This window comes from Bacillus sp. B2-WWTP-C-10-Post-4 (assembly GCF_009183805.1).
Lineage (GTDB): Bacteria > Bacillota > Bacilli > Bacillales > Bacillaceae_G > Bacillus_A > Bacillus_A cereus.
This window is the reverse complement of the sequence record NZ_WEII01000015.1, coordinates 1-25658: the sequence shown is the minus strand read 5'-3', so window position 1 is coordinate 25658 and position 25658 is coordinate 1. Positions and strand designations below refer to the sequence as shown.

The following is a 25658-nucleotide window of genomic DNA, read 5'->3' as shown; positions in this document are numbered from 1 at the left end:
TGAAGAGACAGCCTTAAATGGGTTCGCTTTTCTATTTTGAAAAAAAAACCAAGTATTCAACCTATAATAAATTTGTTATGATAACCAATGGGATAAAATGAATCCCTATCGCTTAAAACAATATGTTTGAGAGTATATGTATAAAAGAAAAGAGAAAAAATATGAATAAAACATTTGTAAAAGGAGCAGCAATTTTAACCATTACAACTTTTTTGTCAAAATTGCTTGGTAGTTTTTTTCAAATTCCATTACAAAATATTGCAGGAGATGAAGTGCTCGGTATTTTTCGCCTTGTTTTTCCTGTATATATGATTGCTCTTACATTATCGGTAGCCGGAGTTCCACTTGCAATTTCGAAACTAATTGCAGAGTTGAACGAAAAAAATAAGCAAAAGGAAATTGCGAAATTATTTAAATCAGCGTCAATTATTGGGATAGCATTTGGCGTTTTCGGCTGTTTAGTCATTGTATTATTTTCTATTGAAATTGCGAATATGCTCGGTGGACAAGAAACTAGAATGCCGTTGCTTATTACTTCATTAGCATTACTCATTGCGCCATACATGGCGGTGTATAGAGGGTATTTTCAAGGTTTCGGTGATATGAAACCAACAGGGGTATCACAGGTCATTGAGCAATTTGTACGTGTGTTTTTTATGTTAATAATTGCTTACATACTAGTATCATGGGATAAGAGTAATACTGTTATTACTAGTGGTGCGATGGTTGGCTCTTTTCTTGGAGTCATTAGTTCGCTTATATATTTGCGTATAAAATATAATAGAAGTCCATACTACAATAAAAGCAATTCCTATTCGCTCCGAGATTTAAGAGAAAACGGCAAAAAGATATTGCGGGTATCGATCCCAATCGCTATCGGAGCTTTATCAATGCCACTTTTAAATTTAGTAGACTCGCTTACAATACCGCATGTATTACAAGGATCATCAACAGAAATTCAAGAACAATTTGGAATATACAGTCGCGGTTTTGCATTCACGCAAATAATTGTTATTTTTGCAAGTGCAATTGTATTTCCGTTAATACCACTCTTAACTTCCGCATTGGCCAAAAGAGATATAAATTTGGCGAAAATAACAATTCAAAATACAAATCGACTAGCGCATGTTTTGACAGCACCGTTAACAATATGGTTGATGGCATTAACAGTACCGTTAAATGTCGGATTGTTCACAGACGTAAAAGGCAGTAGTATGTTAACAGTTATGATTGGCAGTTCGTATTTTACTGCGGTTATGGTATTATCAATAGGTGTTTTACAGGGCATTAACCGTTCTGCACAAGCTGCATGGATTGTTATTGGTGCGAGTTGTGTGAAAGTCATGTTAAACATGATGTTCGTGCAGAAGTTTGGCATAGATGGAGCGGCGTATAGTACACTAATTACTTACGTATTGATTTGTATTGTAAATCATTTGTATATTCGAAGCTATATTGCCTATTCTATTCATTTAAAAAGCTTTTTCGGTGTGCTAGCAATAGCATGTATTTTGGGACTAGGATTGTATGAATTATGTAATGTGATAGATGTTACAACTTCAAGAATTATGACGTTATTATTCAGTGGTATAGCATTAAGTATTACAACCATTTTGTATGGTGTATGTGCTTTGAAATTAAAATGGATATCAATAAACAAAATACCATTTTTGAAAAGATAAATATAGAAATTTAATTTTTTATTATAATTCATATGAACTGATAAAGAGGAAACTATGTAGGGTATCAAGTGTTTAGGTAAGGAATGGGTACCAGTTTATGTTAGATGAAATAAACGGTTACCTAGTTTTGGAGGAGATTTAGGGTGCGTTTAGTCTTATCAGGATATTATGGTTTTTATAATGTTGGAGACGAGGCGATTCTACAATCAATTATTGAATCGTTAAGTAAAGAGAACCCGGATATAGAACTAGTAGTACTATCAAATGATTCTAAATATACAAAGAAAATGTATGGTGTAGAATCGGTAGATCGCTGGGATATAAAAGCTGTTTATCATGCAATCAAAAACAGTGATGGAGTCATTAGCGGTGGCGGGAGCCTTCTTCAAGATCAGACAAGTACGAAGAGTATTCTATATTATACGGGTATTATGGGACTCGCTCGATTATTAAAAAAGCCGTATTATATTTATTCACAAGGAATAGGTCCAATTACAAAAGGATATAATCGTCTATTAGTAAAATGGAACTTGTCAAAAGCTTCCTATGTATCAGTTCGAGATGAGGATTCGTTTTTATATTTAAAAGAACTTGGCATAAAAAACGATATTGAAATTGTTCCAGACCCTGTTTTAACATGGAAACGGACAAAACAATCGGATTGGTTGCAAAAGCATTCGATACATGGAAAAGTAATTGCGGTTAGTGTGCGTTATTGGAATGCAAAAGAAGATTATATAAAAAAATTAGCTGCGGCATTAAAAAAATTAAAGCAAGAAGGATACCAAATTCTATTTGTTCCAATGCATGAGCCATTTGATCAAAAAGCTTCGCGTGAAGTAGTAGACTTAATGGGAGAAGAGACGTATATGCTTCCGTATAAAATGGATATCGACGAGAAAATATTCATTTTATCACAATGTTCATTACTAATTGGTATGCGTCTTCATGCACTTGTTTTTTCTGCCGTAGCCAAAACTCCAATGGTCGGGATTTCATACGATCCGAAAATTGATTCGTTTTTAAGTCAAGTGAATCAGCCAGTTATAGGGAGTGTGGATGGCGAATGGAGTGCTGAGTATTTATATGAAATTGCGAAAAAGCAATTAATGCAACAAGGAACTGTGCAGCAAGAGTTACAATTGACAATAGATGAGCTTCGGTTGCAAGGCAAACAGGCAACAAAGAAACTCATTAATCATATGGAAAAAGGCACTTTATTAAAAAAGTAAAGTGCCTTTTATTTTGTTTTGAATTTAATGAAAATTCTAATTAAAAAACGTTTTATTTTAATTCCTATTTATTATGCTAAAATGATTGTGATTATTATATAATCAAATTTGTGATAATAAATTCGTAGATTACGAGGAGGATAACCTTGAAGACTTTTTCAAAAGGTATAACAGCAGTGGCATTAACGGGATCATTACTTTTAACTCCTATTTCAAGTTATGCGGCAAATGATGATATTACAGGACATATGTTTGAGACGAATATGCGCTCACTTATTACTAAAGGAGTTTTAATGGGGTATGGAGACAATGTATATGCGCCTGATAAATTAGTAACAAGAGCAGAGTTTGCTACATTCATAGCAAGGGCTTTAAATTTACCGAAAGCTGATTCGAATTTCGAGGATGTGCCGAAGACTTACGGTTTATATGATGGTGTAAGTAGAGCATATGGAGCAAAAATTATTAATGGTCGTACGAACGAGACATTCTCACCAAATGATGTGATTACACGTGAAGAAATGTCGATAATGGTAAAGCGAGCGTTAGACTATAAAAATATTAAAGTAGCTGTAAGTCCGCTTACCTTTACTGATAAAGATAGTATTAACTATAAAGAGCATGTACAAGTTATGGTGGCTACTCAAATTATTAAAGGGTATCCAGAAGATAATACATTTAGACCACATTTATCAGCTACAAGAGGGATGGCTTCAGCTATGTTGGATCGCATGCTTCAGACGATTGAAAAAAACGGAAATAGCAATCCTGTAGAAACTAAGAAATATGTTGTGACAAATGTAAGAGAAAACGGAACAGAGCAAGAAGTAGAGCGCTATAATACGTATAAAGAAGCGGTTACGGCTGCTCAAAATAAAGGTATGAATGCGGTAAAATACGAGAACGAATTTTTATGGATTAAAGATGGTTTTGCAAGTGCGAAAAGAATAACTGGGCAAAACATCATTAATATTTATGATGAGAATTTGTCAACAGTATATACGTATATTCAGTATGGAACAGAATTGAAAGTGTTAGAAGTTGGCGAAGATCGTGTGAAAGTTCAACTTTCTGGTTTGACAGGTTATGTGAAGAAGAATGAAATCACTTTAATTCCTACAAATGAAATGAAACAGTCGTCTTATTATGTGAAATCAGATGGATATTTATACCATAAATATTATACATATAATACAAGTTCACTTGGATATACAGAATTTAGATATGGTGTGGCACCTTCTTTCATGAAGCAAGGACAGCAAATGTATAGTGTAGATGGAAAGACATTTGGAGACGAAACTTTCTATCAATATTTCAATTATTTATCATTACGTTCGAAAACAGATTATACAGCTGAACAACTAGATAGTTATGTGAAATCGATTAAACCAGACTCTCCATTAATTGGTTTAGGAAAGAAATTTAAAGAAGTAGAAAGCAAGTATAATGTAAATGCATTATTCTTATATTCATTAGCAATTCATGAAAGTTATTATGGAACAAGCGCTCTTGCAAAAGACAAAAATAATTTATTTGGTTTAAAAGCAACAGACGATAGTCCGTATGGTAACGGAGAAGCATTCAATTCAAAAGAAGATTGTATTGAACATGCAGCAAAATTATACATGAATGAAGGATATTTAAATCCAGGACATTGGCGTTATACAGCAACATATACAGGTGATAAAGCTGCTGGTTTAAATGCGAAATATGCATCTGATGCGAACTGGGGTAAAAAAGTAGCGGGGCATATGAACCGTTTTGATTCTTATTTAGGTAAAAAAGAATACAACAAGTACAAACTTGCACGTGTGATGAATAACGTGGAAGTGAAAAAGAATCCTAGTATATCAAATGAGCGACTGTATCGTTTAAATACAAATGTAGTTGTCACAGTTACTGGTGAAGAGATAATAAATGGAAAAGCGTGGGTTAAAGTTATTTCAGATAATCCTACTGTAACAGAAGCGTATATTGCAAAAGAAAGCTTAGAATACGTAAAACATTAATTAAATAAAAAAGAAGGTGCTACTAATATTTCGTAGCACCTTCTTTTTATTCAATTTCAAAATCAACAATGATATAAGCGAGTATAACAACGAAGAAAATACTAACGGCTGGCGCTGTTAATACGTGGCCAGACATAAAGCCGATGCCAAGTGATAGAACGAGTGTGCTCGCTAATAACATATACTTTACTTTCATGATTTTCTTAAAGTTTGTGATCATGCGGATGAATAATTTAATACCAAAGTATAGAAGAGGTATTAAGTAAATAAGGAAACCGACAATTCCAAATGCGAAAAATAGGTCATGGAAGTCCATTTCAATTAATTTAATTTTATCTGTGTAGTTACCAGCGTAACCCATTCCGAATAGTTTTTGTGAAAGCGGTGCGTCTTTATAGTATTGTTTGTATGTTTTTAAAAATTTGTCGCGATCACTGTAAATTAAACTTTTTACTTCAGAATCTGTAAGTTCACCTTTTGCATGTTTTTTTGCATCTTCTGGATCTGCTTTAATTACTTTTCCTTCTTTTCGATCTTTCTCTTCTTGTACTGATTTTTTGTATTCGTATATTTGCATGTGAATGCCCATATTTTTTGCGATAGGAGTATGCGGTGTAAGAGCAATTAAACCTCCTAGTATAACTGCGACAACAACGGTATTTACAATATGTGTGAATCCTTTTCCTTCTTTTTTACGATTTATCATATATTCAATGAATGAGAAGAAAAGTGCTACGCCTAATGTAATAACAATTGCGCCATATCCGACTTTCGTTCCGACCATAATACTTGCATACATCGCAAGTATTGTTGGAATCCAGTAATATATTTTCGAGAAAGAAGTTGTTTTATGAATCGAATATAAGACAATGATTGGGAACATAATGGCGAAAAGAGAACTTAAATCATTTCCAGCGAAGAACCAACCTCTTGAACCGATTTTTGAGTGAGGATAGCTTGGGAAATCCGTTCCAGTTTGCATTGCAACGATCATTGTAATGCTTAAAATTAAAGTTGCATATAAGAAATATGTAATGATTTTATGGAATACATACTCTTTATTTTTTAGCTCTTTAAAGGCGATAATATATCCAAACAGTAGCACAATTGGATATACGCTCTTTAAGATGAATTTAACTTCTTCTCCAAATGAAACTGGAGATTTAACCATCATATTATTTACAAGACCGATTGCGAGTGCGATCCCGAGTAAGCATAAATAGAGGATGTACTTTTTCGCATCTTGTTGTTTGTGATGAAGAAGTAGGTACCCTAATGCAAGAAGCATAAAGGCGAAACGGACTACAACTCCAACTGTTGCGCTCATGTGTAGTATATAGATTGAAAAAGATGTTAATAAATCTAAAATTGGTTGAAACACAATGAATAGCAATAGGAAATGTGGGAAGTAGTTATCCGTTTGTTTCAACTTATTAACCATATGTTCCTCCAGTTCTTCATTCCTTTATTACAACACCCAAAAGATGGGTATAAAGCCTTTTTTACATAGTAAGGCGAATGAATTTCAATATTTGTTTTTTATCAAACTTAAGAATACACCATTTCATTGTAATGGTAAATAGATGAAAAGCATGGATAAACCGACTTTAATTTCTATATTTTTCAACGGAATTGTATGTTTTATACGGTAAATGTACAAATTGCGAGATTATTAGACAGAAAATTGAGAAAAAAGAAGGATTTTTCAGTGGTTTTCTATAATTATATAAGTATAATCTTTATGGAGAAAAGAGGGGTATATATAATGGAAATAACAAGTAAAACAGAATCTGTCGTTGTGAAATATGAAGGCCACGTTGCAACGGTTATGGTCAATCGCCCAGAGGTGTTAAATGCGTTAGATGAGCCGACATTAAAAGAGTTATTACAAAAGTTGAAAGAAGTAGCGGAAAGTTCTGCGCATATCGTTGTGTTATGCGGGAACGGCCGTGGTTTTTCTGCGGGTGGGGATATTAAATCGATGCTTTCAAGTAATGATGAAAGTAAGTTTGATGGCATTATGAATACTATTTCTGAAGTTGTCGTGACGTTATATACGATGCCAAAGCTTGTTATTAGTGCAATTCATGGACCAACTGCAGGTCTTGGGTTAAGTATTGCGTTAACAGCTGATTATGTAATGGCGGATATATCATCTGTTATTGCGATGAACTTTATTGGAATCGCTTTAATTCCAGATGGAGGCGGTCATTTCTTCCTTCAAAAGCGCGTCGGTGAAAATATGACGAAGCAAATTATTTGGGAAGGCAAGAAATTATCGGCGACAGAAGCGCTTGATATCGGCTTAATTGATGAAGTAATCGGCGAAGATTTCCAAACGGCTGTGAAACAAAAAATTAATGAATGGTCACAAAAACCGATTAAAGCAATGATTCAAACGAAGCAAATTTTATGTGAAGTAAATCGCTCTAATTTAGAGCAAACATTGCAATTAGAGAAGCGTGGTCAATATGCAATGAGACAAACAGCGGATCATAAAGAAGGAATTGCTGCGTTTTTAGAGAAACGTTTACCAGCATTTAAAGGGGAATAAAGTGAAGTGAGGATTTTGTCCATTCCTCACTGATTATTAGCTCGTTAATTCGGGATAAAGGGGAGAAAGTGCTAACACATTTTAGTATAATTGTGTTAGCACTTTTTTTAAGGAGTAATACATGAAGAAAATGATCGGTGTTATTACTATTATTTTGCTTACATATTCTGTTTTGCATAGTACACCATCTTTGGCAGTTCGGACTGCGTTATTTTTTGAGGGACATCCAAGTGTTGCATTTTCTGACGAGGTGACGAAAGAAAAAGATGTGAAAAAAGAAGCGATTCCAGATGAGTATCAAACTCTATATGGTAAGGAAGAAGACTTAGAGCACTATTTCTTTCCGCATGTAAGAGCACATGGATCAGGAATTGATATGTTAAGTGCGTGCGTGAAGAAAAAATGGTTTTTCTATAAAGCAGAGCTCGGATGTTATTAAATATAGGAGGATGAATGATGTCAGCATATAACAAGTTAGTAAGAGATCGTGTTCCAGAGAAGATTTTAATGTCTGGAAAAACATATACAGCACAAAAATTAACAGGGCAAGCATACATACAAGCTTTAGCGAAAATTGGAACGGAAGAAATTCGTGAATTTGCTTCTATGAAAGAACGCGAACATGCGCTAGATTCTCTTGCGGATGCGCTAGAAGTTATCATCTCATTAGCACGTGCAGAAGGTGCATCGATTGAAGATGTAGAACGCCTTCGTAAGCAAAAAGAGATAGAGCGCGGTGGATTTGAAAAAGGGATTTATTTATTAGACGTTTCAGAAGAATAGTTTTATAGGAAAAGCATAGCGTTAATGAGTAACGCTATGCTTTCTTGTTGCAATGAAGCTAATAATGAAGAAGATAGCTGTTAATATCCAGCCGATTGTAATAGAAGTAGTAGTATGAACGGCATAAGAGATTTGTAAACAAAATAATGATGCTAAAAACCAAATGAGTGCAATGTGTATATATTTTTTTGATATATTCATATTTCAAGGCTCCTTTTGTATACTAAAAAGAATTTTACTACAATTTAGAAAATTAGGCCATATAAGTAGAGGTTTTCTGGCGAATTTTGTATACTGAATAGTAGAGAAAATGAGGAGGAAACGACAATGGCACATCATGCGAAAGAAACGATGGAACTGATTAAGGAGCTTGTCTCTATTCCAAGTCCATCTGGAAATACAGCAAAAATTATTAATTTCATTGAAAACTATGTCAGTGAGTGGAACGTAGAAACGAAACGTAATAATAAGGGAGCTCTTATTTTAACGGTAAAAGGGAAGAATGATGCGCAGCACCGCTTATTAACGGCACACGTTGATACGTTAGGTGCGATGGTGAAAGAAATTAAGCCTGATGGTCGCCTGAGTCTTTCTATGATTGGTGGATTTCGCTGGAACTCTGTAGAAGGGGAATATTGCGAAATTGAAACATCAAGTGGCAAGACATATACAGGAACGATTTTAATGCATCAAACATCTGTACATGTATATAAAGATGCAGGTGAAGCAAAACGCGATGAGAAAAATATTGAAGTTCGTATTGATGAGCGCGTATTTTCAGCTGATGAAGTACGCGAATTAGGAATTGAAGTAGGAGACTTCGTTTCATTTGATCCGCGCGTTCAAATTACAGAGAGTGGATACATAAAATCACGTCATTTAGATGACAAAGTAAGTGTTGCAATTTTATTAAAATTAATTAAAAGATTACAAGACGAAAACGTAACATTACCATATACGACGCATTTCTTAATTTCTAATAATGAAGAGATTGGATACGGTGGTAACTCTAACATTCCAGAAGAAACTGTTGAATACTTAGCAGTTGATATGGGAGCGTTAGGTGATGGACAAGCATCTGATGAATATACAGTATCTATTTGTGCAAAAGACTCTAGCGGCCCGTATCATTATGCACTGCGCAAACATTTAGTAGAGCTTGCGAAAACGAATCATATTGAATATAAAGTAGATATTTATCCGTACTACGGATCTGATGCATCAGCTGCGATTCGCGCGGGATTTGATGTGAAACATGCGTTAATTGGAGCGGGTATTGATTCTTCCCACGCATTTGAACGTACGCATGAAAGTTCTATTGCGCATACAGAAGCATTAGTGTATGCATATGTAATGTCTAATTTAATTGAAGAATAATTTCATAGATAATAGAGAGCTGATTAAAGATATTATTTTTAATCAGCTTTTTATTTGGCAAAGCGATTAGGAGACATGTCCTAATCGCTTTTTTATCCCGCTATTTGCCGGGCAGTAAGACTCCTACCTCAAAATTCAGCGAAAGCAAAAAAGTTAGATGGGGGCGGGCTGATTAAAGTTTTTTATATACATTCATTATAAGTTATATATATACGATTTTTGTTATACGGCCGGAAACGTATTTACTATAGATATATAATGTTATACACTATGAAAGGAATTAATTAATAGTTAATATTTTTTAGTTAGCTTGATTAAAAAAATGAATGAATATGAAGTTTTGAGAGGAGATTTATTTTTCATGGAGTACAAAGCAATAGCCGCAGGTTTATTAGCAGCAAATTTACTAGCACATCCAATTAGTAGTTTAGCAGAAACGAAGAAATTTCCTGATGTTTCAGATAGTGCGTGGTCAAAAGACGCAATTTATTATTTAGTAGAGAGAAATGTAATTAACGGTATGCCAGATGGTAACTTTATGCCATACGGAAATTTAACACGTGCTCAGGCAGCAAAGATTATCGCAACAGCAATTGGTGCTAAAGTAGATCCAAATGCAAAGCCGTCTTATAATGATGCAAAAAATAATTGGGCAGCTTCATTTATTGCAGCCATGGAAAAAGAGAATATTATTAAAGGGCGAGAACCAGGAGTATTTGATCCTGAAGGAAAAGTAACTCGTGCTGAAATGGCAGCTATGCTTGTAAGAGCATATAATCTGAAGAGCAAAGTAACAGGACCAGTTCCTACAAAATTTGCTGATTTAGAGAATCATTGGGGTAAAGAAGAAGTTAATATTTTAGTAGAATTAAAACTTTCTTTAGGTACAGAGGATGGCTGGAAACCGAATGATTCTATTACGCGTGAACAAGCAGCTCAACTTACTGCGCAAACAGATAAATTTAGCAAGAATAGTGATCGTCCAGTAGAAACAAAGAAAATGTACATAGATAGAAAATTCATTACATATCACGCACCATCATTAAGTTCTGGGATTAGTGCAAATCAGCATAATCCACAAATGGTTGAAATTAAAGAAGAACGAGATGGATGGATCAAAATTGCAACAAGTAAAGGTGATAAATGGACACCTTTAGTAGAGAAAACAGAAGTTATTAATGAAGGATTCACTACTTATGCAGAAGCTTCTTCTTCTTCAAAAGTAATGGGAACACATAACGCACAACAAGTAACTGTTATTGAAGAGAACGGCAGCTGGATTCGTATCCGTATGGGCGCTGGTTTCCAATGGGTTAATAAAAATCAATTAAATCCAGTCAAGCAAGGTAACTTCTTAGAGGGCAAAGCGATTATCATTGATCCAGGTCATGGGGGAGCGGATTCAGGTAATCCAGGTTATTATGAGAAAGAAAGTGAAACTGTATTAGATGTATCACTACGATTACAGAAAATATTTGAGAAAAAGACACCATTTACTGTGTTATTCACTCGTACAGATGATACACGTCCAGGAACAAGTGCTTCTGATTCTTTAAAGAAACGTGTAGAATTTGCTCAAAAAAATAATGGGGATATTTTTGTAAGTATTCATGGTAATGGCACGGAAGAGAAAAATGGACAAGGTACAGAAACGTTCTACTATGAATCAGCGACAGCAAGAGGAACAAATCCTAACGTATCAGAAAGTCGTTTACTAGCAGAAAAAATTCAAGAGCGTCTTGTAGATGCACTGGGAACAAAAGATCGTGGTGTGAAAAAAGGCGATTTATACGTAATTAGAGAAAATACAATGCCAGCTGTATTAGCAGAATTAGCATTTGTAGATAATAAAAGTGATGCAGATAAAATAGCTACACCAGCGCAGAGACAAAGTGCAGCGGAAGCTATTTATCAAGGTATTTTAGATTACTATGAAGAAATGGGTAACAACGTGTCTTCTTTCCGTTAATAAATAATAAGAGATTGCCATTGGCAGTCTCTTTTATTTATTAACGTTTCTCTTTATTTCCGGCATATGATATCATTTAATTTTATATACAAAAGAAAAGTATTTGAGTAATTGTAATCAGAAGAATTTTAAACGATAGAGGATGATAATAGATTGAATAATCATAGTAAAACACCTGCCTGTATATATACGTATGCATTTCGTGAGGAGGAGCGTGCTTTATGTTACTTGGAAATGCGCTCGTTCTTTGGAATGGAGTCCCACGTTAATATTTTAAAAAGTGATGTCAAAATTGACCCGAGTAGAAGTGCGTTTATAAAAGAGCGCGTTGAGGTTATGTATGAAGGGGACGACTTAGAAAGCATTTTAAAACAAGTGGAACAAATTGATTTGGCGGGAGCGACATTTAAAGTTATCTTCGTTAAAATCAATGACCTCGTTGGAGAGAATAAAATTGAATATGGAGAAAGACGTCTTATTGAACGAGACCTCGGCATGCATATTGAAGGAGAAGCGGATGTTCGTAATCCAGAGCGTGTATTCGGGATTGTTCCTCTTGGAGGACGCTGGTACTTCGGGCACTATGTAGAAAGCGAACCCGTTTGGTATCATCACATAAAAAAACCGCATAGTTATTCGACATCTCTTAGCACACGTGTTGCGAGATCAGTTGCAAATATCGCTGTACCAAATCCAGAGGGAGTACGAGCAATTGACCCGTGCTGCGGTATTGGAACAGTAGTAGTAGAAGCACTTTCTATGGGGATTAACATCGTTGGTAGAGATATAAATCCACTTGTAGTTCTTGGAACGAGAAAAAATATCGCGCATTTCGGATTTGAAGGAACAGTAACAAAAGGTCCAATCGAGGAAATTACTGAGAACTACGACGTTGCCATTATCGATATGCCGTACGACCTATTTACGCACGCCACACCAGAAGATCAACTATCAATTCTCTCAAGTGCACGCCGCATCGCGAAAAAAGTAGTCGTTGTCACGATGGAAACAATGGACGACATGATCCATGAAGCAGGATTCGAAATTACAGATCGCTGTATTACAAGAAAAGGATCATTTACTAGACAGATTCTTGTTTGTGAATAAGAAAGAAAGGTCACCCGTTTGGGTGACCTTTTTTGTTTGTATTGATGTGTAATTGGTTGGTGGTTTAGGTAGATGAATTAGCGAAATTTGTCTGTAAGTCGATATTGCATGTCGAATCGCCGATAAATTTAAAAAATCGCTGATATATTGTGTTGAATCGCTGATAAATTTAAAAAATCGCTGATATATTCCGAGAATCGCCGATATCGTTACATTATAATATTACTGTTCTTTTAATTTCTCTTGTTGTGCAAGTAGTAAATTGCGCAAGATGTGTCCGCGGTAACTTTCTAGTTTTCGTCCTTCATGATAGCGTACGCCTAATTTTTTTAGTTCAGCTACGTACCAGCCTTTTGTTCCGTAATACATGGGATCACTTCCTTTTTGCTTTTGAACAGTATATGTTGGGGGTGGAAGTAACTTTCCAGTGAAAATAATAAGACTGGTTGTATCAAGGGGCTCCATAACATAGCCTCTGGACAGTGTATAAAAAAATAGACAGTAATGTATGCTTTTTTAAACAATGTATACAAATTTATACCCTATGCGTTGGCATGATATTTGCAATGAAAAGAGTATCAACATATAGGGGAGAGATCGAAATGAAAGTTAGTAAAATATATACAACGATTGATGCACACGTAGCTGGGGAACCACTTCGAATTATTACGGGCGGAGTGCCAGAAATAAAAGGGGAAACGCAGCTGGAAAGACGCGCGTACTGCATAAAACATTTGGACCATCTTCGTGAAGTTCTGATGTATGAACCGAGAGGGCATCACGGAATGTACGGTTGTATCATTACACCGCCAGCAAGTGCTCACGCTGATTTTGGCGTATTATTTATGCACAATGAAGGCTGGAGTACGATGTGTGGTCACGGTATTATCGCTGTTATTACAGTTGGAATTGAAACAGGCATGTTTGAAGTAAAGGGGGAAAAACAAAAGTTCATTATTGATAGCCCAGCTGGGGAAGTCATTGCGTATGCAACATATAACGGGAGTGAAGTAGAATCTGTATCATTTGAAAATGTTCCTTCATTTGTATACAAAAAAGACGTTCCTATTAAAATAGATGACTATGAATTTCAAGTAGATATCGCGTTTGGCGGAGCTTTTTATGCGGTAGTAGACTGTAAAGAATTTGGTTTGAAAGTTGATTTCAAGGATTTATCTGCTATTCAAGCGTGGGGCGGTAAAATTAAGCACTACATCGAGAGCAAAATGGAAGTGAAGCATCCACTTGAAGAAGGATTAAAAGGGATATACGGCGTTATTTTCTCAGATGAACCGAAAGAAGAAGACGCAACTTTACGAAATGTAACAATCTTTGCTGATGGGCAAGTAGATCGTTCTCCTTGCGGTACAGGAACTTCCGCAAGAATCGCAACTCTTTTTGGAAAAGATGCTTTACAAAAGGGAGAAATTTTCGTCCATGAATGCATTACTGACGGGAAATTCGAGGGGGAAGTATTGTCGGTAACCGCAGTAGATACATATGAAGCTGTCGTTCCAAAATTAACGGGGAATGCCTTTATTACAGGATTTCATCAGTTCGTTGTAGACCCGAGAGATGATTTGAATCGAGGATTTTTGTTAGGATAAGAGGAGGGGGTGGAAAGATATGCTAGTCATAAGCGCGAACGAACAAAGAAACTTAGTAAATATGAATGAAGTTATTGAATACGCGGCGCTTGCTTTAAAAGAATTTTCCGCAGAAAGAACGATTACACCAATAAGGGGCTCATTACCATTTGCGAACGAGCAAAATACGGCATTAATTATGCCTTCAGTAGCGGAAGGGCTTGAGGCGCTTGGAGTAAAAATAGTAACGGTAGTCCCGCAAAATAAACAGATAGGAAAGAAAACGATCAACGGGATTGTGATGCTATCAGACTTTCAAACGGGAGAACCGCTCGCACTTTTAGAAGGATCGTACTTAACGATGATCCGAACAGGCGCCTTATCAGGAGTAGCGACAAAATATTTAGCTCGTCATAACGCAAAAACTTTATGCATTATCGGCACGGGTGAACAAGCGAAAGGAATTGCTGAAGCTGTATTTGCGGTAAGAGCTATCGAAAAAGTCATTTTATACAATCGAACAGAAGAAAAGGCGTATGCATTTGCGGAGTATATACAAGAGAGATTCAACAAACCTGCATATGTTCACACCAATGCGAATGAAGCAATAAGCGAAGCAGACATCATCGTCACAACTACGAATGCATCCACACCAGTCTTCTCAGAAACACTACAAAAAGGCGTCCACGTAAACGCCGTCGGCTCATTCAGACCGAGCATGCAAGAACTACCCTCACATGCCATAGCTAAAGCAAACAAAGTAGTAGTTGAATCAAAAGAAGCAGCACTAGACGAAACAGGAGACCTTCAAGTTCCGATAAAAGAAGGTCTATTCAAAGCAAACGCCATTCACGCTGAACTTGGTCAAATTATAAGCAAAGAAAAAGCTGGACGCGAAAATAATGAAGAGATTACTATTTTCAAATCAGTTGGTTTGGCGGTAGTGGATATTATCGTTGCGAAGTATTTGTATGAGAAAGCGGTGGAGCAAGGAGTAGGGAATAAGATTGAGTTTTGAGACTGCCTTTTGGTGGTCTTTTTTGTTGATGTGGGTGTGTTAGTATTTATAATTGAATCCTTTTAATATTATGTTGCAATGTATGAATTCTGTGCGGACATCAAATCATTCATTCAATTGGTATATGAAAAAAGTTGCCCCTCTAATTATTAGAGGGGCAACTTTTTACCATTCTCGCCATTCTTCTGTTATATCTTCCTCGGATTCTAAGCCAGCTATTCGTGCTGCTGTATCGATAAATTCATAGAGATCTTCTCTTTCCATTGTTTCGATAAAATAGTCATGTTCGTCATTTAATTCATTTATGTTAAGAACAACCTCTTTAACAACATGCATTATTTCAACTTCAGTTGGATTTTTTCCCAATTGCTCTAATTTATTTATGTAAGTGTCAAGAACTGTATTTGTTGCACTTATATTTTCTTCAGTAAAAAATTCCCCATCCTCATCATTCTCAATCCATTGGGTTGTTGGTTTGTTTTTTTTCAATTCATCAAATGTCATGATAACCTCCTAAATGTGTTTTTTGTCTTTAATCCCATTCTACAGTTCCGAGTATATATAACAATCATTTTAGAGGGGTTTTCTGTAAGCTGCTAGTTTTTTAACTCCTTTTACGAGGTAACCTATTCGTGGTCTTCTTTTTTAATCCTCCTTATAAATATATTTTATGGCAAGAATGTATTAGTAGATTTCAAACTTTCCACATTTACAAAAAAGTTTGACTTTACATACAGGTAGTGGTAATTTAAAACTTATAAGAAAACTCGGGATTAATTCCGAGTTTTCTTATGGGTATAACTAGTTTGAGGGGGCCAAAAGATGAAACGGAAATTATTTGCATTACCATTTGTTCTAATACTACTTATTGCATTAGCGGCTTGTTCTGGGGAAAAAGATTCTTCGAAGCAAGCGGGCACTAGTAAATCAGGGACTCCGAAAGATGGAGGAACGTTAACGATTGGTGTTAGCGATAATCCAGATACGATGAATCCGCTTTATGCGAATGATCGTGTGTCATTAACTGTGCAGCAGGCTTTATATGCGCCGCTATATCATATGGAAGACGGTAAGAAAAAGTTTGTTCTTGCTGAGAGCTTTACGCCTTCAGTAGATCAATTAACGTGGACATTGAAATTAAAAGATAATTTGAAATGGCATGATGGTAAGAAAATTACATCAGACGATATAGCATTTACATTCCAATCTATTTTGGATGAGAAGCAAAATAGCTCAAGTCGTGAAAACTTTATTTTTAAAGGAAAGCCGCTTGAGGTGAAAAAGGTAGATGAGTTAACAACTCAATTCGTTTTACCACAAGTAAGCGCATCTTTCGAAGGTGTAATGAATGATTTCTTCCCAATTCCGAAACATGTATTTGAAGGGGAAGCAGATTTAGCGAAGAGTAAGAAAAACTTACAGCCTGTAGGATCAGGGCCGTTTAAGTTTAAAGAGTATAAATCAGATGAGTATGTTGCATTAGATCGATTTGATGATTATGTAGGTGGGAAAGCTAAATTAGACTCTATCGTATACCGCGTTGTAAAAGACCGTAATACAGCAAATGTTTCACTGCAAAATGGTCAAATCAACATGAAAATGATTGAGCCGCAAGACTTTAAAAAACTAGATAGTACTGGGAACTTCTCAATGGTGACATTCCCTGAAGGTAGATTATTCTACTTATCTTATAACATGAATACAGATTTGATGAAGAAAAAAGAAGTGCGCCAAGCAATTGCGCATGCGTTAGATAAAAAAGAAATGATTAACTCAGCATTCGTTTCGGGTGAATTTGCAGAACCAGCAAATTCAATCTTAACGCCAGACGCTATGTATTATGCGAAAGATATTAAAGGCTATAAGTATGATAAAAAAGAAGCGAAAGATTTATTAGCAAAAGCTGGTGTGAAAGATAAAGAAAAAGTACGTGTGATGTATGTCACGAATAATAAAATTATGGAAAGCTTAGCGCTTTATACACAACAAAAATTAAAAGAAGTTGGCTTAGAAGTTGAACTAAATGCATTAGATGCTAGTGCGGCAAGTGAAAAAGGCTTAGATAAAGAGAATAAAGAATATGACATTACATTTGGTGGTTACATAATGGGACCTGAGCCAGATTCATATAAAAGCCTATTCTTAAGTAATGCTGAATACAACTATGCACGATATAAAAACGCTGATTTCGATAAGTTATGGGAAGAAGCTGCAGTTGAAACAGATAAAACAAAACGTGCAGAGCTATACCATAAAATTCAAGAAACAGCTAGAGAAGATGTACCTTATCTACCAATTGCGTATCCGAAAGCAGTTATTGCAGTAGATAAAAAGTTTGATGGATTAAAAGAAGCGAAAGCAATTCCTGTCACAATGTTTGAAGATCTATCTAAGATTTATGAAGTGAAATAAGAAACAATAAAGAAGCTGGTGGAAATCAGCTTCTTTAGCTTGAGGGGGGAAGTTTGTGTATAAAGTAATTGCGAAGAGGCTTTTAAATGCAATTCCGCTTTTATTTGTTATTTCTATTATTTCTTTTCTATTAATAAAGCTAGCGCCGGGGGATCCTGTTCGAAACTTTGTAACGCCAAATATGAGTCCAATTGATGTGGAGCGTATTCGTAAAAGTTTAGGACTAGATCAACCAATTTACGTGCAGTATTTTTTATGGTTAAAAAACATTTTAACAGGGAACTTTGGTTATTCACTTCAAAATCATCGTCCTGTTTTAGATCTTATCGCAGAAAGATTACCCGCAACAATCGGCTTAATGGGATCATCTTTACTCGTCTCATTCGTAATCGCAATACCACTTGGACTATTTACAGGTGTGAAAAAGAATTCATTCTTTGACCGCATTGTAAACTTTATTTCATACGTTGGTATTTCTATGCCGGTTTTCTGGTTTGCACTACTATTAGTCTACTTATTCTCTTTAAAATTGGACCTACTTCCGAGTATGGGTATGCGCACCGTAGGTAAAGATTCTGTTTGGGATATTGTGCAACACGGCATTTTACCTTGCATGGTGCTAGCGTTCCAAAACGTATCTGTTTATATGAGATATATTCGTTCAAGTACGATTCAGCAATTAGAAGAAGAATATGTACAAATTCAATATGCGTACGGCGCTTCAAAGAAAACGGTGTTATTTAATCACGTACTTCGAAATGTATTAATACCGATCATTACAATTTTCGGATTATCGATTCCAAGTTTAGTAGGCGGAGCATTTATTACGGAAACAGTATTTTCATGGCCGGGTCTTGGTTCACTTGGGGTAAATGCTATTTTTAGATTTGATTATCCGATTATCATGGCAATTACATTACTATCATCATTCATGTTAATTCTCGGTAACTTAATTGCTGATATTTTATATGGCGTAGTAGATCCGCGCATTCGAATGAGGGGGTGATTTGGAATGAATAATAGGAGATTTCAAACGATAAAACATAGCTTTACGAAAAATAAGTTTGTTGCAATGGGAGTTATTATACTTGCGATTTTAACGGTCGCATCAATTTTCGCATTCGTATCGCCGTACGATCCTAGCAAAATGTCGATTCCAGATCGCTTACAAGAACCAAGTATGAGTCATCCTTTCGGAACGGATGATTACGGAAGAGATTACTTAACGAGAGCGTTATATGGTGGACGAGTTTCACTTGCGGTCGGTTTTCTTGCGATGGTTGTTTCTATTACAATCGGTACCGCAGTTGGAACAATTAGCGGATATTTTGGTGGAAAGTTAGACAACTTCTTAATGAGGGTTGTTGAAGTACTTATGTCAATTCCATCATTCTTTTTAATGCTACTATTAAATGCGTATTTAAAACCAGGAATTACGACGTTAGTTCTTATTATCGGATTACTAACATGGATGGACACCGCCCGTATTGTAAGGGCAGAAACGTTATCTGTAAAAGAGCGTGAGTACGTTTTATACGCAAAAGTATCAGGACAAAAATCACTTATGATTATTGTAAGACATATCATTCCTAACATTTTATCAACCATTATTATCGCTGCGACATTAACAATTGCGACATCGATTTTAATGGAATCATCATTTAGTTTTTTAGGTTTAGGTATTAGAGAACCAGATTCTTCTTGGGGCAGCATGCTAAACAATGCGCAAGGATATATTGGTGAAGCTTGGTATTTAACACTCTTCCCAGGATTCCTTATCCTTTTAACGGTACTTAGTTTTAACGTAATTGGTGAAGCATTGAAGAAAGCTTTCGCGCCAAAAGGAGCTGGAAATGAAAACTAAAGTGTTACGTGAAAGGAGTGAGAAGCGTGTCTGAAAAACTACTAGAAGTGAAAAATTTAAAGACTTCTTTTTTCATAGAAAGTGGCGAAGTTGAAGCGGTTCGCGGCGTTACATTTCGCTTAAATAAAGGAGAAGTAGTTGGTATCGTTGGGGAATCTGGAAGCGGAAAGAGTGTAATGGCGAAGTCCGTTATGTCTCTCGTTACGTCACCAGGAAAAGTGAAAGAAGGGGAAATCCTTTTTCATAATGAAAACATACTTTCTAAATCTGAAAAAGAATTGCGTTCTATTAGAGGAAATCAAATTTCACTTATCTCTCAAGACCCAATGTCAGCGCTAAATCCGGTCGTGAAAATTGGGAAACAAATGATGGAAGTAATTATACGTCATCAAAAAGTGAAAAAGAAAGAAGCAGAGCAAATCGCGGTCAACTTGTTAAAACAAGTCGGTCTTTCTTCACCAGAAGAAAGGGTGCAACAATATCCGCATGAACTAAGCGGAGGTATGAAGCAGCGGGTTATGATCGCAATGGCGATGTCTTGTAATCCGGACCTTCTTATTGCTGACGAACCGACGACTGCACTTGATGTAACGATACAGGCGCAAATACTAGATTTAATGAAAAACTTAAAAAACGAAACGAATATGGCGTTACTTCTTATTACGCATGACTTAGGAATCGTCGCGCAAAACTGTACGCGCGTTATCGTTATGTACGGCGGGCTTATTATGGAAGAAGGACCTGTACTTGATATTTTCCAATCGCCGAATCATCCATATACGAAAGGACTATTAAACTCTCTGCCAAAAATATCGAACGGCGTAAAAGAAAGACTCGCTCCTATTCAAGGTGTAACACCAAACTTATTAAACCCGCCACAAGGTTGCCCATTCGCAGAGCGTTGCCCGCATGCGATGGACATTTGTGAAAAAGAACGTCCACCATATTTTGAAATCGGAAACGAAAGACGTTCCATGTGCTGGCTAAACGATAGGGCGGTAGGTGATTTTCATGCATGAAGAAAACTTAATTGAAGTTCGGAACTTAAAAAAGTATTTTCCTATTAAAAAAGGACTATTCGGCAGAAAAACAGAGCAATTAAAAGCAGTCGATGACCTAAGCTTTACAATTAAAAAGGGTGAAACATTCGGACTAGTAGGAGAATCGGGCTGCGGAAAATCAACGACAGGAAGAAGCATCATTCGTTTACACGATGTCACTTCAGGTAACGTTTTATTCGACGGAAAAGACATCGCAAGTTTACAGGAAAGTGAACTAAAAGAATATCGAAAACGAATGCAAATCATTTTCCAAGATCCATACGCATCATTAAACCCGGCAATGAATGTATTCCAAATTATTAGCGAACCGATGAACATTCACGGTTCTTACGAAAAAGAAGAACAAAAAGAAATCATTTTAGACCTTCTGAAAAAGGTAGGATTAAAAGAAGAACACTTATATCGCTACCCGCACGAATTTAGCGGAGGCCAGCGCCAGCGCATTAGCATCGCGCGTGCATTATCTGTAAAACCAGACTTTATCCTATGTGACGAACCAATCTCAGCACTCGATGTCTCAGTCCAAGCACAAGTCGTAAACATGCTGCAAGACATCCAAGAAGAAACAGGAGTCACATATTTATTCATCGCACATGACCTATCTATGGTAAGACACATATCAGACCGCATCGGAGTCATGTACTTAGGAAACATAGTAGAAATTGCCGACAGTGAAGACCTATACACAAAACCGGCACATCCATACACACAAGCACTACTCTCATCCATGCCAGAACCAGATCCAACAAACATAGGCAAAGAACGGATCATTTTGCAAGGAGAAGTACCAAGCCCACTCAACTCACCATCCGGCTGCAAATTCAGAACGCGCTGCAAATTCGCCACTGAAAAATGCGCACAGGAAGTACCGAAGATGGTTGAGATTGCGAAGGGGCATCAGGTGGCTTGTCATTTGTTTTAGAGTGGGGGAAAGCATCGGGGGGACCTGGTGCTTTTTTTCTTTGTAGGTGAACGTGATGTGGGATTGGTTGTTAGTTTAGGAGATAACGCGCTCGAAATTTGTCGGTAAATCGATATGTTGTGTCGAAACGTTGATATATTCGGAGTTACGATCGATATAATCGAATAATCGTTGATATATTTTTTTAAAGAGTGGGATTGGTTGTAGATTAATGTAGAAATTTAATGTTTTCGAAAAAAAGAATTGACTTCTATATTAGTTGTAACTAAAATAGTTACATAAATGTGTAATTAATTTAGTTACAACTAATATCTGCTAAAAATATGATTTATATATTTAATTAAGGATGGTGGTCCATACGTTGCCACCCGGTGTAGAAAGTTACTAACACATTCAAATCAATGCATATTCCAAGCTTTAGTATTTTCTGTTACGGAGCAATAAGGTGCAATGTTATCTTTTGTTAAAAACCTTGGTGGATCTTTCTTTGGAAATATTAGTTTTGGGGAAATATAGTAAGGTATCTAAAAAAGAACAAGGTATAAAAAGATGTACCTATATAAACCAAAAATTTAGTTGAGCTGGATAATAAAAAAAAGGTAGGAGATTTAAATGGAGACGAAACAAGATAATCTTATTTACGTATGAGATGCATATTGTGGATGGTGCTATGGTTTTTCAGAAAGTATTAAAGGATTTTACAAAAACCACACTGAAGTACCATTAACGGTTTTATGTGGAGGGCTATTTTTAGATAATTTACCAATGAAAAACTTCTCATATATAGAAGAAGGAAATAAAAGAATTAATCAACTTACAGGTGCTGAATTTGGTCCTTCCTATCAAAAATTGGTGGAGGAAGGGACTTTTAAAATGAATTCGAAAGATGCTGCAATTGGCTTTTCAGCTTTACGCTCATTAGCGCCAGACCGTTTATTAGAATTCACTTCGGCTATGCAAAAAGCGTTTTATTATGAGGGCCAAAGTCTGAGTGATCCTGAAACATATCGCAAAATTGCAATCGAGCATGGTTTGGACCCTGAACAAGTATTGGAACGTTTAAACGCTCAAGAAACAATAATAGATGTCCAAAATGATTTCAATAAAGTTCGACAGCTTGATGTTAATAGCTATCCTTCATTACTTTTACAAAAGGAGAATCAAATTATTCCTATTGGTGGTGGCGTAATGACACCGGATAAAATTGAAGCGCGTTTTAAAAATTTATATTAAGAAAATTTAGGATATAGTAGCAAACATGTTATCTTAGGCCATCTGACATTCATCTCCGGAATATTCGCTAGTACTATTACACTTTCAGATAAATGGGAGTGGGAGATTTTATCCCGCTTTAACGGGCAGTAAGACCCCCACCTCAAAATTCAGTGGAAGCAAAGAAGTTAGGTGGGGGATCAACTGTCCGTAAAAGTCCGATTGGTTCAACTAATAATCAGTGGGGGATGAACAAAACCCCCACTGATTAAAGTTTCACTTTATCGGAACAAGATAAAAATATGATGATTAGTTAATAACTTTAACAAAAGGAGAATAACATACTATGTTTAAAACAATCGATACAAATCAAAAAGATGTGAAATTAACGGTGTTTAGTTCGGACGAAAAAAGCTTTATGGTCACAGCAACATTAGTTGAGAAAGCAGGACATGCATTTTTAATAAACTCAAAATTTACGCAGTCTGATTCGAAAGAAATTGTAGAGTATTTGAAAAAAAACAACTTATCTCTAGATAAAATCTTTATTATTCATGGGGATCCAGACTACTACTTTGGATTAGAGAGCATTAAAGCCTTTTACCCAGAAGCTATAGCGTATGCAACAGAGTCTACTGTTGAACATATCGTTCATTCTGTCTTAGGGAAATTAAAAGTTTGGAAAGACGTCCTTGGAGAAAATGCACCAAGTAACGTGGTATTACCTCAAGTATTTAAAGAAAAAGCGATTGATTTTCAGGGGTTAACATTTGAACTAGTAGGCTTAGATCATTACAGAACTAGCCTATTTAATAAAGAACTAAAAGTATTAATTGGTGGTATCGATGTATTTAACGAAATACATGTATTCTTAGCGGATACTAGCTCAAAAGCGGATATGGAGGCATGGATTGAGAACTTGAAAGTATTACAAGCATTACATGCTGACATAATTGTGCCTAGCCATGGATCAATCGAAAAATCCCTAAATAATCAAGCACTTACTGCGACAATGGATTATCTAAGAACGGCGGTTCAAGCTTCTGAGGAAAGTGGAACTTCAAAAGATTTTGTGGCAAAACTTGAAGCAGCATATCCAGGCTATGCAAATAAAGGTGTATTAGAATTAAGTGCAAAAGTTGTAACAAAAGAAATGCCTTGGGGTTAATGATATGAATAAATATCAAAAACTATTACATGAAACGTATGTGTTAACTGGCGAAGGGAAATTGGATGCGTTCAAAACGTATTTAAGTGAAAATGTATCTTGGACAGAAGCTGCTGGGTTTCCATATGCAGTAGTGAAAAACGTACATGAACGTCTTGGCACAGAATGGGATGACTATAGCGCTAAAGATGAAATTTATGCTTTTAATAACAATACTGTTATCGTTTATGGAAAATATAGTGGAACATATAAAGCTACAGGGAAGTCATTTGTAGCAGATTTTTGTCACCTTTATAAGTTTGATGAGAACGATAAGGTTAAGAAGTTTATTCAAATTGTGGACAGTGCAACTGTTAATGAGGTATTAAGTTAGAATTAATCGTTTCTAATATGCCTTGTATAGGGGGAGGTTAGGATAAATGAAATTCCTAACATTACCCCTGATATTACATTTTGGGGAAGGTTTCTCCTTCTTCAAACTTTTTATAGAAGAAAACTTATTTAAGTAGAAGAGGTAGGTATATATGAAATTAGAGAAAAGTTTAATCATAACAATTATTTCTGTATTTATTTTAGGAGTAGTTTCGACTTTGGTATATCAAGCTTCCAACGGTAATAACAAAGGGAACTCAATAAAGAGTGAAAATGTCGCTTCTGTATCAAAAGAAGTAAAAGAAAATGAAAAGAATAAAAAGATGGTAGTTGATTTCTATAATGAAGTTTTTAACAAACATAATATCGATATTATCCCTAAATATGTTAGCGAAGATTATAAGCAACATAATCCTTTTGTTGCTGATGGACGAAAAGCCTTCATGGATTTCTTTAAGGAGGATTTTGTTAAAAATCCTAATTCCTCTGCAGAGATTAAACGTGTAGTAGCTGAAGGGGATACAGTTGCTCTTCATGTACACTCTCGTACTAATTCTCAAGATAAGGGAGTTGCTATAGTGGATATATTTCGTATCAAGGATGGAAAGATTGTCGAACACTGGGATGTAATTCAAGAGATTCCAAGTGAAGCAGCTAATGATAATACGATGTTTTAGAGAGAAGATATATTTAATAATTGTTTAATTGATAGTGCTGTATAGAGTTTAGAAATTTAGATAATTAGTCATCAAATTTGGAAATCATTTAAAAATAGCATATTAAATGATGGCACAAATTAATACGAAATAGCTCTTTAATAAAAAATCCTACTCATTAAAAAATGAGTAGGATTTTTTATTAAAGAATAGTGCTAATTTTGTGGTTCGGCACCATCTAAATTTGGAAACCATGAAAGTATAGGTACTCTATATCCACGTAAAGTAAAATCGTAATTTTTTCCTTCTTTTATGTTTGCTTGCAGATTCACTGAATGAAACTTCATCATAAGAAGGCTATCCTCATTAGAAATAACTTTTTCGGTTCCATTTTTTTGCTCAACCTAGTACAATCTTACCAATTTAAAAAAGACCACCATTACTGGCAGTCCTTTTTTGGTAGTTTTAGAAATTAAATTATAACATGTTAATATACAAATTATAAATATACTTTTACAAAAGATACTATAAGTTTTTTATAATTCTTGATTTCTCAGTTTCCATTGCATACTGAATTTTCCTGTAAGTATTAATAACTACCATTAAAATTATCAATTCACTATATTATTAGAAAAAACTGGTTATCTACATAATTGTTTGGTAAAATATAGATA

At 35.6% G+C, this 25658-nt stretch carries 24 protein-coding genes and 1 pseudogene; 20 read left to right on the top strand and 5 right to left on the bottom strand.

The features are described 5' to 3' along the window. The first annotated feature begins 161 nt into the window (after positions 1-161). The 3 genes from GBN78_RS09505 (at position 162) to GBN78_RS09495 (ending at position 4923) form a co-directional block, all read left to right on the top strand. Positions 162-1682 carry a putative polysaccharide biosynthesis protein gene (locus tag GBN78_RS09505; RefSeq protein ID WP_001043998.1) on the top strand — a complete coding sequence of 507 codons (1521 nt, stop codon included), beginning with the start codon at positions 162-164 and terminating at the stop codon, positions 1680-1682. A 143-nt stretch (positions 1683-1825) separates the two neighbouring features. Then, positions 1826-2914, top strand: coding sequence for a polysaccharide pyruvyl transferase CsaB (gene csaB, locus GBN78_RS09500; protein ID WP_001241602.1), 1089 nt, complete (start codon positions 1826-1828; stop codon positions 2912-2914). A gap of 146 nt (positions 2915-3060) precedes the next feature. Then, positions 3061-4923, top strand: a complete 1863-nt coding sequence (locus GBN78_RS09495; RefSeq protein WP_048536183.1) for an S-layer homology domain-containing protein — start codon at positions 3061-3063, stop codon at positions 4921-4923. Positions 4924-4969: 46 nt separating this feature from the next. Here the strand turns inward: GBN78_RS09495 and GBN78_RS09490 are convergent, their stop codons facing one another. Further along, a complete protein-coding gene (locus tag GBN78_RS09490; RefSeq protein ID WP_000247535.1) occupies positions 4970-6364 on the bottom strand; it encodes an O-antigen ligase family protein in 1395 nt (464 codons plus the stop codon). Positions 6365-6664: 300 nt separating this feature from the next. Between GBN78_RS09490 and GBN78_RS09485 the strand changes: the two genes are divergently transcribed. The 3 genes from GBN78_RS09485 (at position 6665) to GBN78_RS09475 (ending at position 8260) form a co-directional block, all read left to right on the top strand. Beyond that, positions 6665-7477 carry an enoyl-CoA hydratase gene (locus GBN78_RS09485; protein WP_001999174.1) on the top strand — a complete coding sequence of 271 codons (813 nt, stop codon included), beginning with the start codon at positions 6665-6667 and terminating at the stop codon, positions 7475-7477. 121 nt (positions 7478-7598) lie between these two features. Next, positions 7599-7916, top strand: a complete 318-nt coding sequence (locus GBN78_RS09480) for a hypothetical protein (RefSeq protein WP_000738201.1) — start codon at positions 7599-7601, stop codon at positions 7914-7916. Positions 7917-7933: 17 nt separating this feature from the next. After that, complete coding sequence (locus tag GBN78_RS09475; RefSeq protein ID WP_001277349.1) at positions 7934-8260, top strand: nucleoside triphosphate pyrophosphohydrolase; 327 nt, start codon at positions 7934-7936, stop codon at positions 8258-8260. 21 nt (positions 8261-8281) lie between these two features. On the opposite strand, the gene GBN78_RS09470 is transcribed toward GBN78_RS09475, so the two are convergent. Further along, complete coding sequence (locus GBN78_RS09470; protein ID WP_001027086.1) at positions 8282-8461, bottom strand: hypothetical protein; 180 nt, start codon at positions 8459-8461, stop codon at positions 8282-8284. A gap of 126 nt (positions 8462-8587) precedes the next feature. Between GBN78_RS09470 and GBN78_RS09465 the strand changes: the two genes are divergently transcribed. From GBN78_RS09465 to GBN78_RS09455, 3 genes are all read left to right on the top strand, one after another. Next, positions 8588-9637 carry a M42 family metallopeptidase gene (locus GBN78_RS09465; RefSeq protein ID WP_000930028.1) on the top strand — a complete coding sequence of 350 codons (1050 nt, stop codon included), beginning with the start codon at positions 8588-8590 and terminating at the stop codon, positions 9635-9637. Between the two features lie 361 nt (positions 9638-9998). Next, entirely contained in the window at positions 9999-11606 is a 1608-nt protein-coding gene (locus GBN78_RS09460; protein WP_070183564.1) for an N-acetylmuramoyl-L-alanine amidase, read from the top strand. A 153-nt stretch (positions 11607-11759) separates the two neighbouring features. Further along, entirely contained in the window at positions 11760-12713 is a 954-nt protein-coding gene (locus GBN78_RS09455) for a TRM11 family SAM-dependent methyltransferase (RefSeq protein ID WP_001059316.1), read from the top strand. A gap of 222 nt (positions 12714-12935) precedes the next feature. Here GBN78_RS09455 and GBN78_RS09450 read toward each other — a convergent pair whose 3' ends face one another. Further along, positions 12936-13178, bottom strand: coding sequence for a YflJ family protein (locus GBN78_RS09450; RefSeq protein ID WP_000433499.1), 243 nt, complete (start codon positions 13176-13178; stop codon positions 12936-12938). A 137-nt stretch (positions 13179-13315) separates the two neighbouring features. Between GBN78_RS09450 and GBN78_RS09445 the strand changes: the two genes are divergently transcribed. Together GBN78_RS09445 and GBN78_RS09440 are read left to right on the top strand one after the other, a co-directional pair. Continuing rightward, positions 13316-14320 (top strand): proline racemase family protein, encoded by a 1005-nt coding sequence (locus tag GBN78_RS09445; RefSeq protein WP_152127311.1) that lies wholly within the window; start codon positions 13316-13318, stop codon positions 14318-14320. A gap of 19 nt (positions 14321-14339) precedes the next feature. Further along, a complete protein-coding gene (locus tag GBN78_RS09440) occupies positions 14340-15317 on the top strand; it encodes an ornithine cyclodeaminase family protein (RefSeq protein WP_044584179.1) in 978 nt (325 codons plus the stop codon). Positions 15318-15482: 165 nt separating this feature from the next. Here GBN78_RS09440 and GBN78_RS09435 read toward each other — a convergent pair whose 3' ends face one another. Continuing rightward, positions 15483-15821 (bottom strand): hypothetical protein, encoded by a 339-nt coding sequence (locus GBN78_RS09435; protein ID WP_048567828.1) that lies wholly within the window; start codon positions 15819-15821, stop codon positions 15483-15485. 318 nt (positions 15822-16139) lie between these two features. On the opposite strand from GBN78_RS09435, the gene GBN78_RS09430 reads away from it, so the two are divergent. From GBN78_RS09430 to GBN78_RS09390, 9 genes and pseudogenes are all read left to right on the top strand, one after another. After that, on the top strand, positions 16140-17729 hold the full coding sequence (locus tag GBN78_RS09430; RefSeq protein ID WP_070183566.1) for an ABC transporter substrate-binding protein: 1590 nt from the start codon (positions 16140-16142) through the stop codon (positions 17727-17729). Positions 17730-17784: 55 nt separating this feature from the next. Beyond that, entirely contained in the window at positions 17785-18735 is a 951-nt protein-coding gene (locus tag GBN78_RS09425) for an ABC transporter permease (RefSeq protein ID WP_000278770.1), read from the top strand. A 6-nt stretch (positions 18736-18741) separates the two neighbouring features. Then, the gene (locus GBN78_RS09420; RefSeq protein ID WP_152127309.1) at positions 18742-19593 is read left to right on the top strand and encodes an ABC transporter permease; all 852 of its coding nucleotides are present in this window, start codon (positions 18742-18744) and stop codon (positions 19591-19593) included. 26 nt (positions 19594-19619) lie between these two features. Next, a complete protein-coding gene (locus tag GBN78_RS09415) occupies positions 19620-20612 on the top strand; it encodes an ABC transporter ATP-binding protein (protein ID WP_070183567.1) in 993 nt (330 codons plus the stop codon). Next, positions 20605-21576 (top strand): ABC transporter ATP-binding protein, encoded by a 972-nt coding sequence (locus GBN78_RS09410; protein ID WP_070183568.1) that lies wholly within the window; start codon positions 20605-20607, stop codon positions 21574-21576. Before GBN78_RS09415 ends, GBN78_RS09410 begins: the two co-directional genes overlap by 8 nt. 612 nt (positions 21577-22188) lie before the next feature. Beyond that, positions 22189-22809 (top strand): annotated as a pseudogene (locus GBN78_RS09405) (DsbA family protein). A gap of 325 nt (positions 22810-23134) precedes the next feature. Beyond that, positions 23135-23956, top strand: a complete 822-nt coding sequence (locus tag GBN78_RS09400) for an MBL fold metallo-hydrolase (protein ID WP_000477267.1) — start codon at positions 23135-23137, stop codon at positions 23954-23956. Between the two features lie 4 nt (positions 23957-23960). Then, entirely contained in the window at positions 23961-24329 is a 369-nt protein-coding gene (locus GBN78_RS09395) for a nuclear transport factor 2 family protein (RefSeq protein WP_070183570.1), read from the top strand. 151 nt (positions 24330-24480) lie between these two features. Beyond that, positions 24481-25005, top strand: coding sequence for a nuclear transport factor 2 family protein (locus GBN78_RS09390; protein ID WP_000764207.1), 525 nt, complete (start codon positions 24481-24483; stop codon positions 25003-25005). Between the two features lie 194 nt (positions 25006-25199). Here the strand turns inward: GBN78_RS09390 and GBN78_RS30860 are convergent, their stop codons facing one another. After that, positions 25200-25334 carry a hypothetical protein gene (locus tag GBN78_RS30860; RefSeq protein ID WP_000975275.1) on the bottom strand — a complete coding sequence of 45 codons (135 nt, stop codon included), beginning with the start codon at positions 25332-25334 and terminating at the stop codon, positions 25200-25202. Positions 25335-25658: the final 324 nt, after the last annotated feature.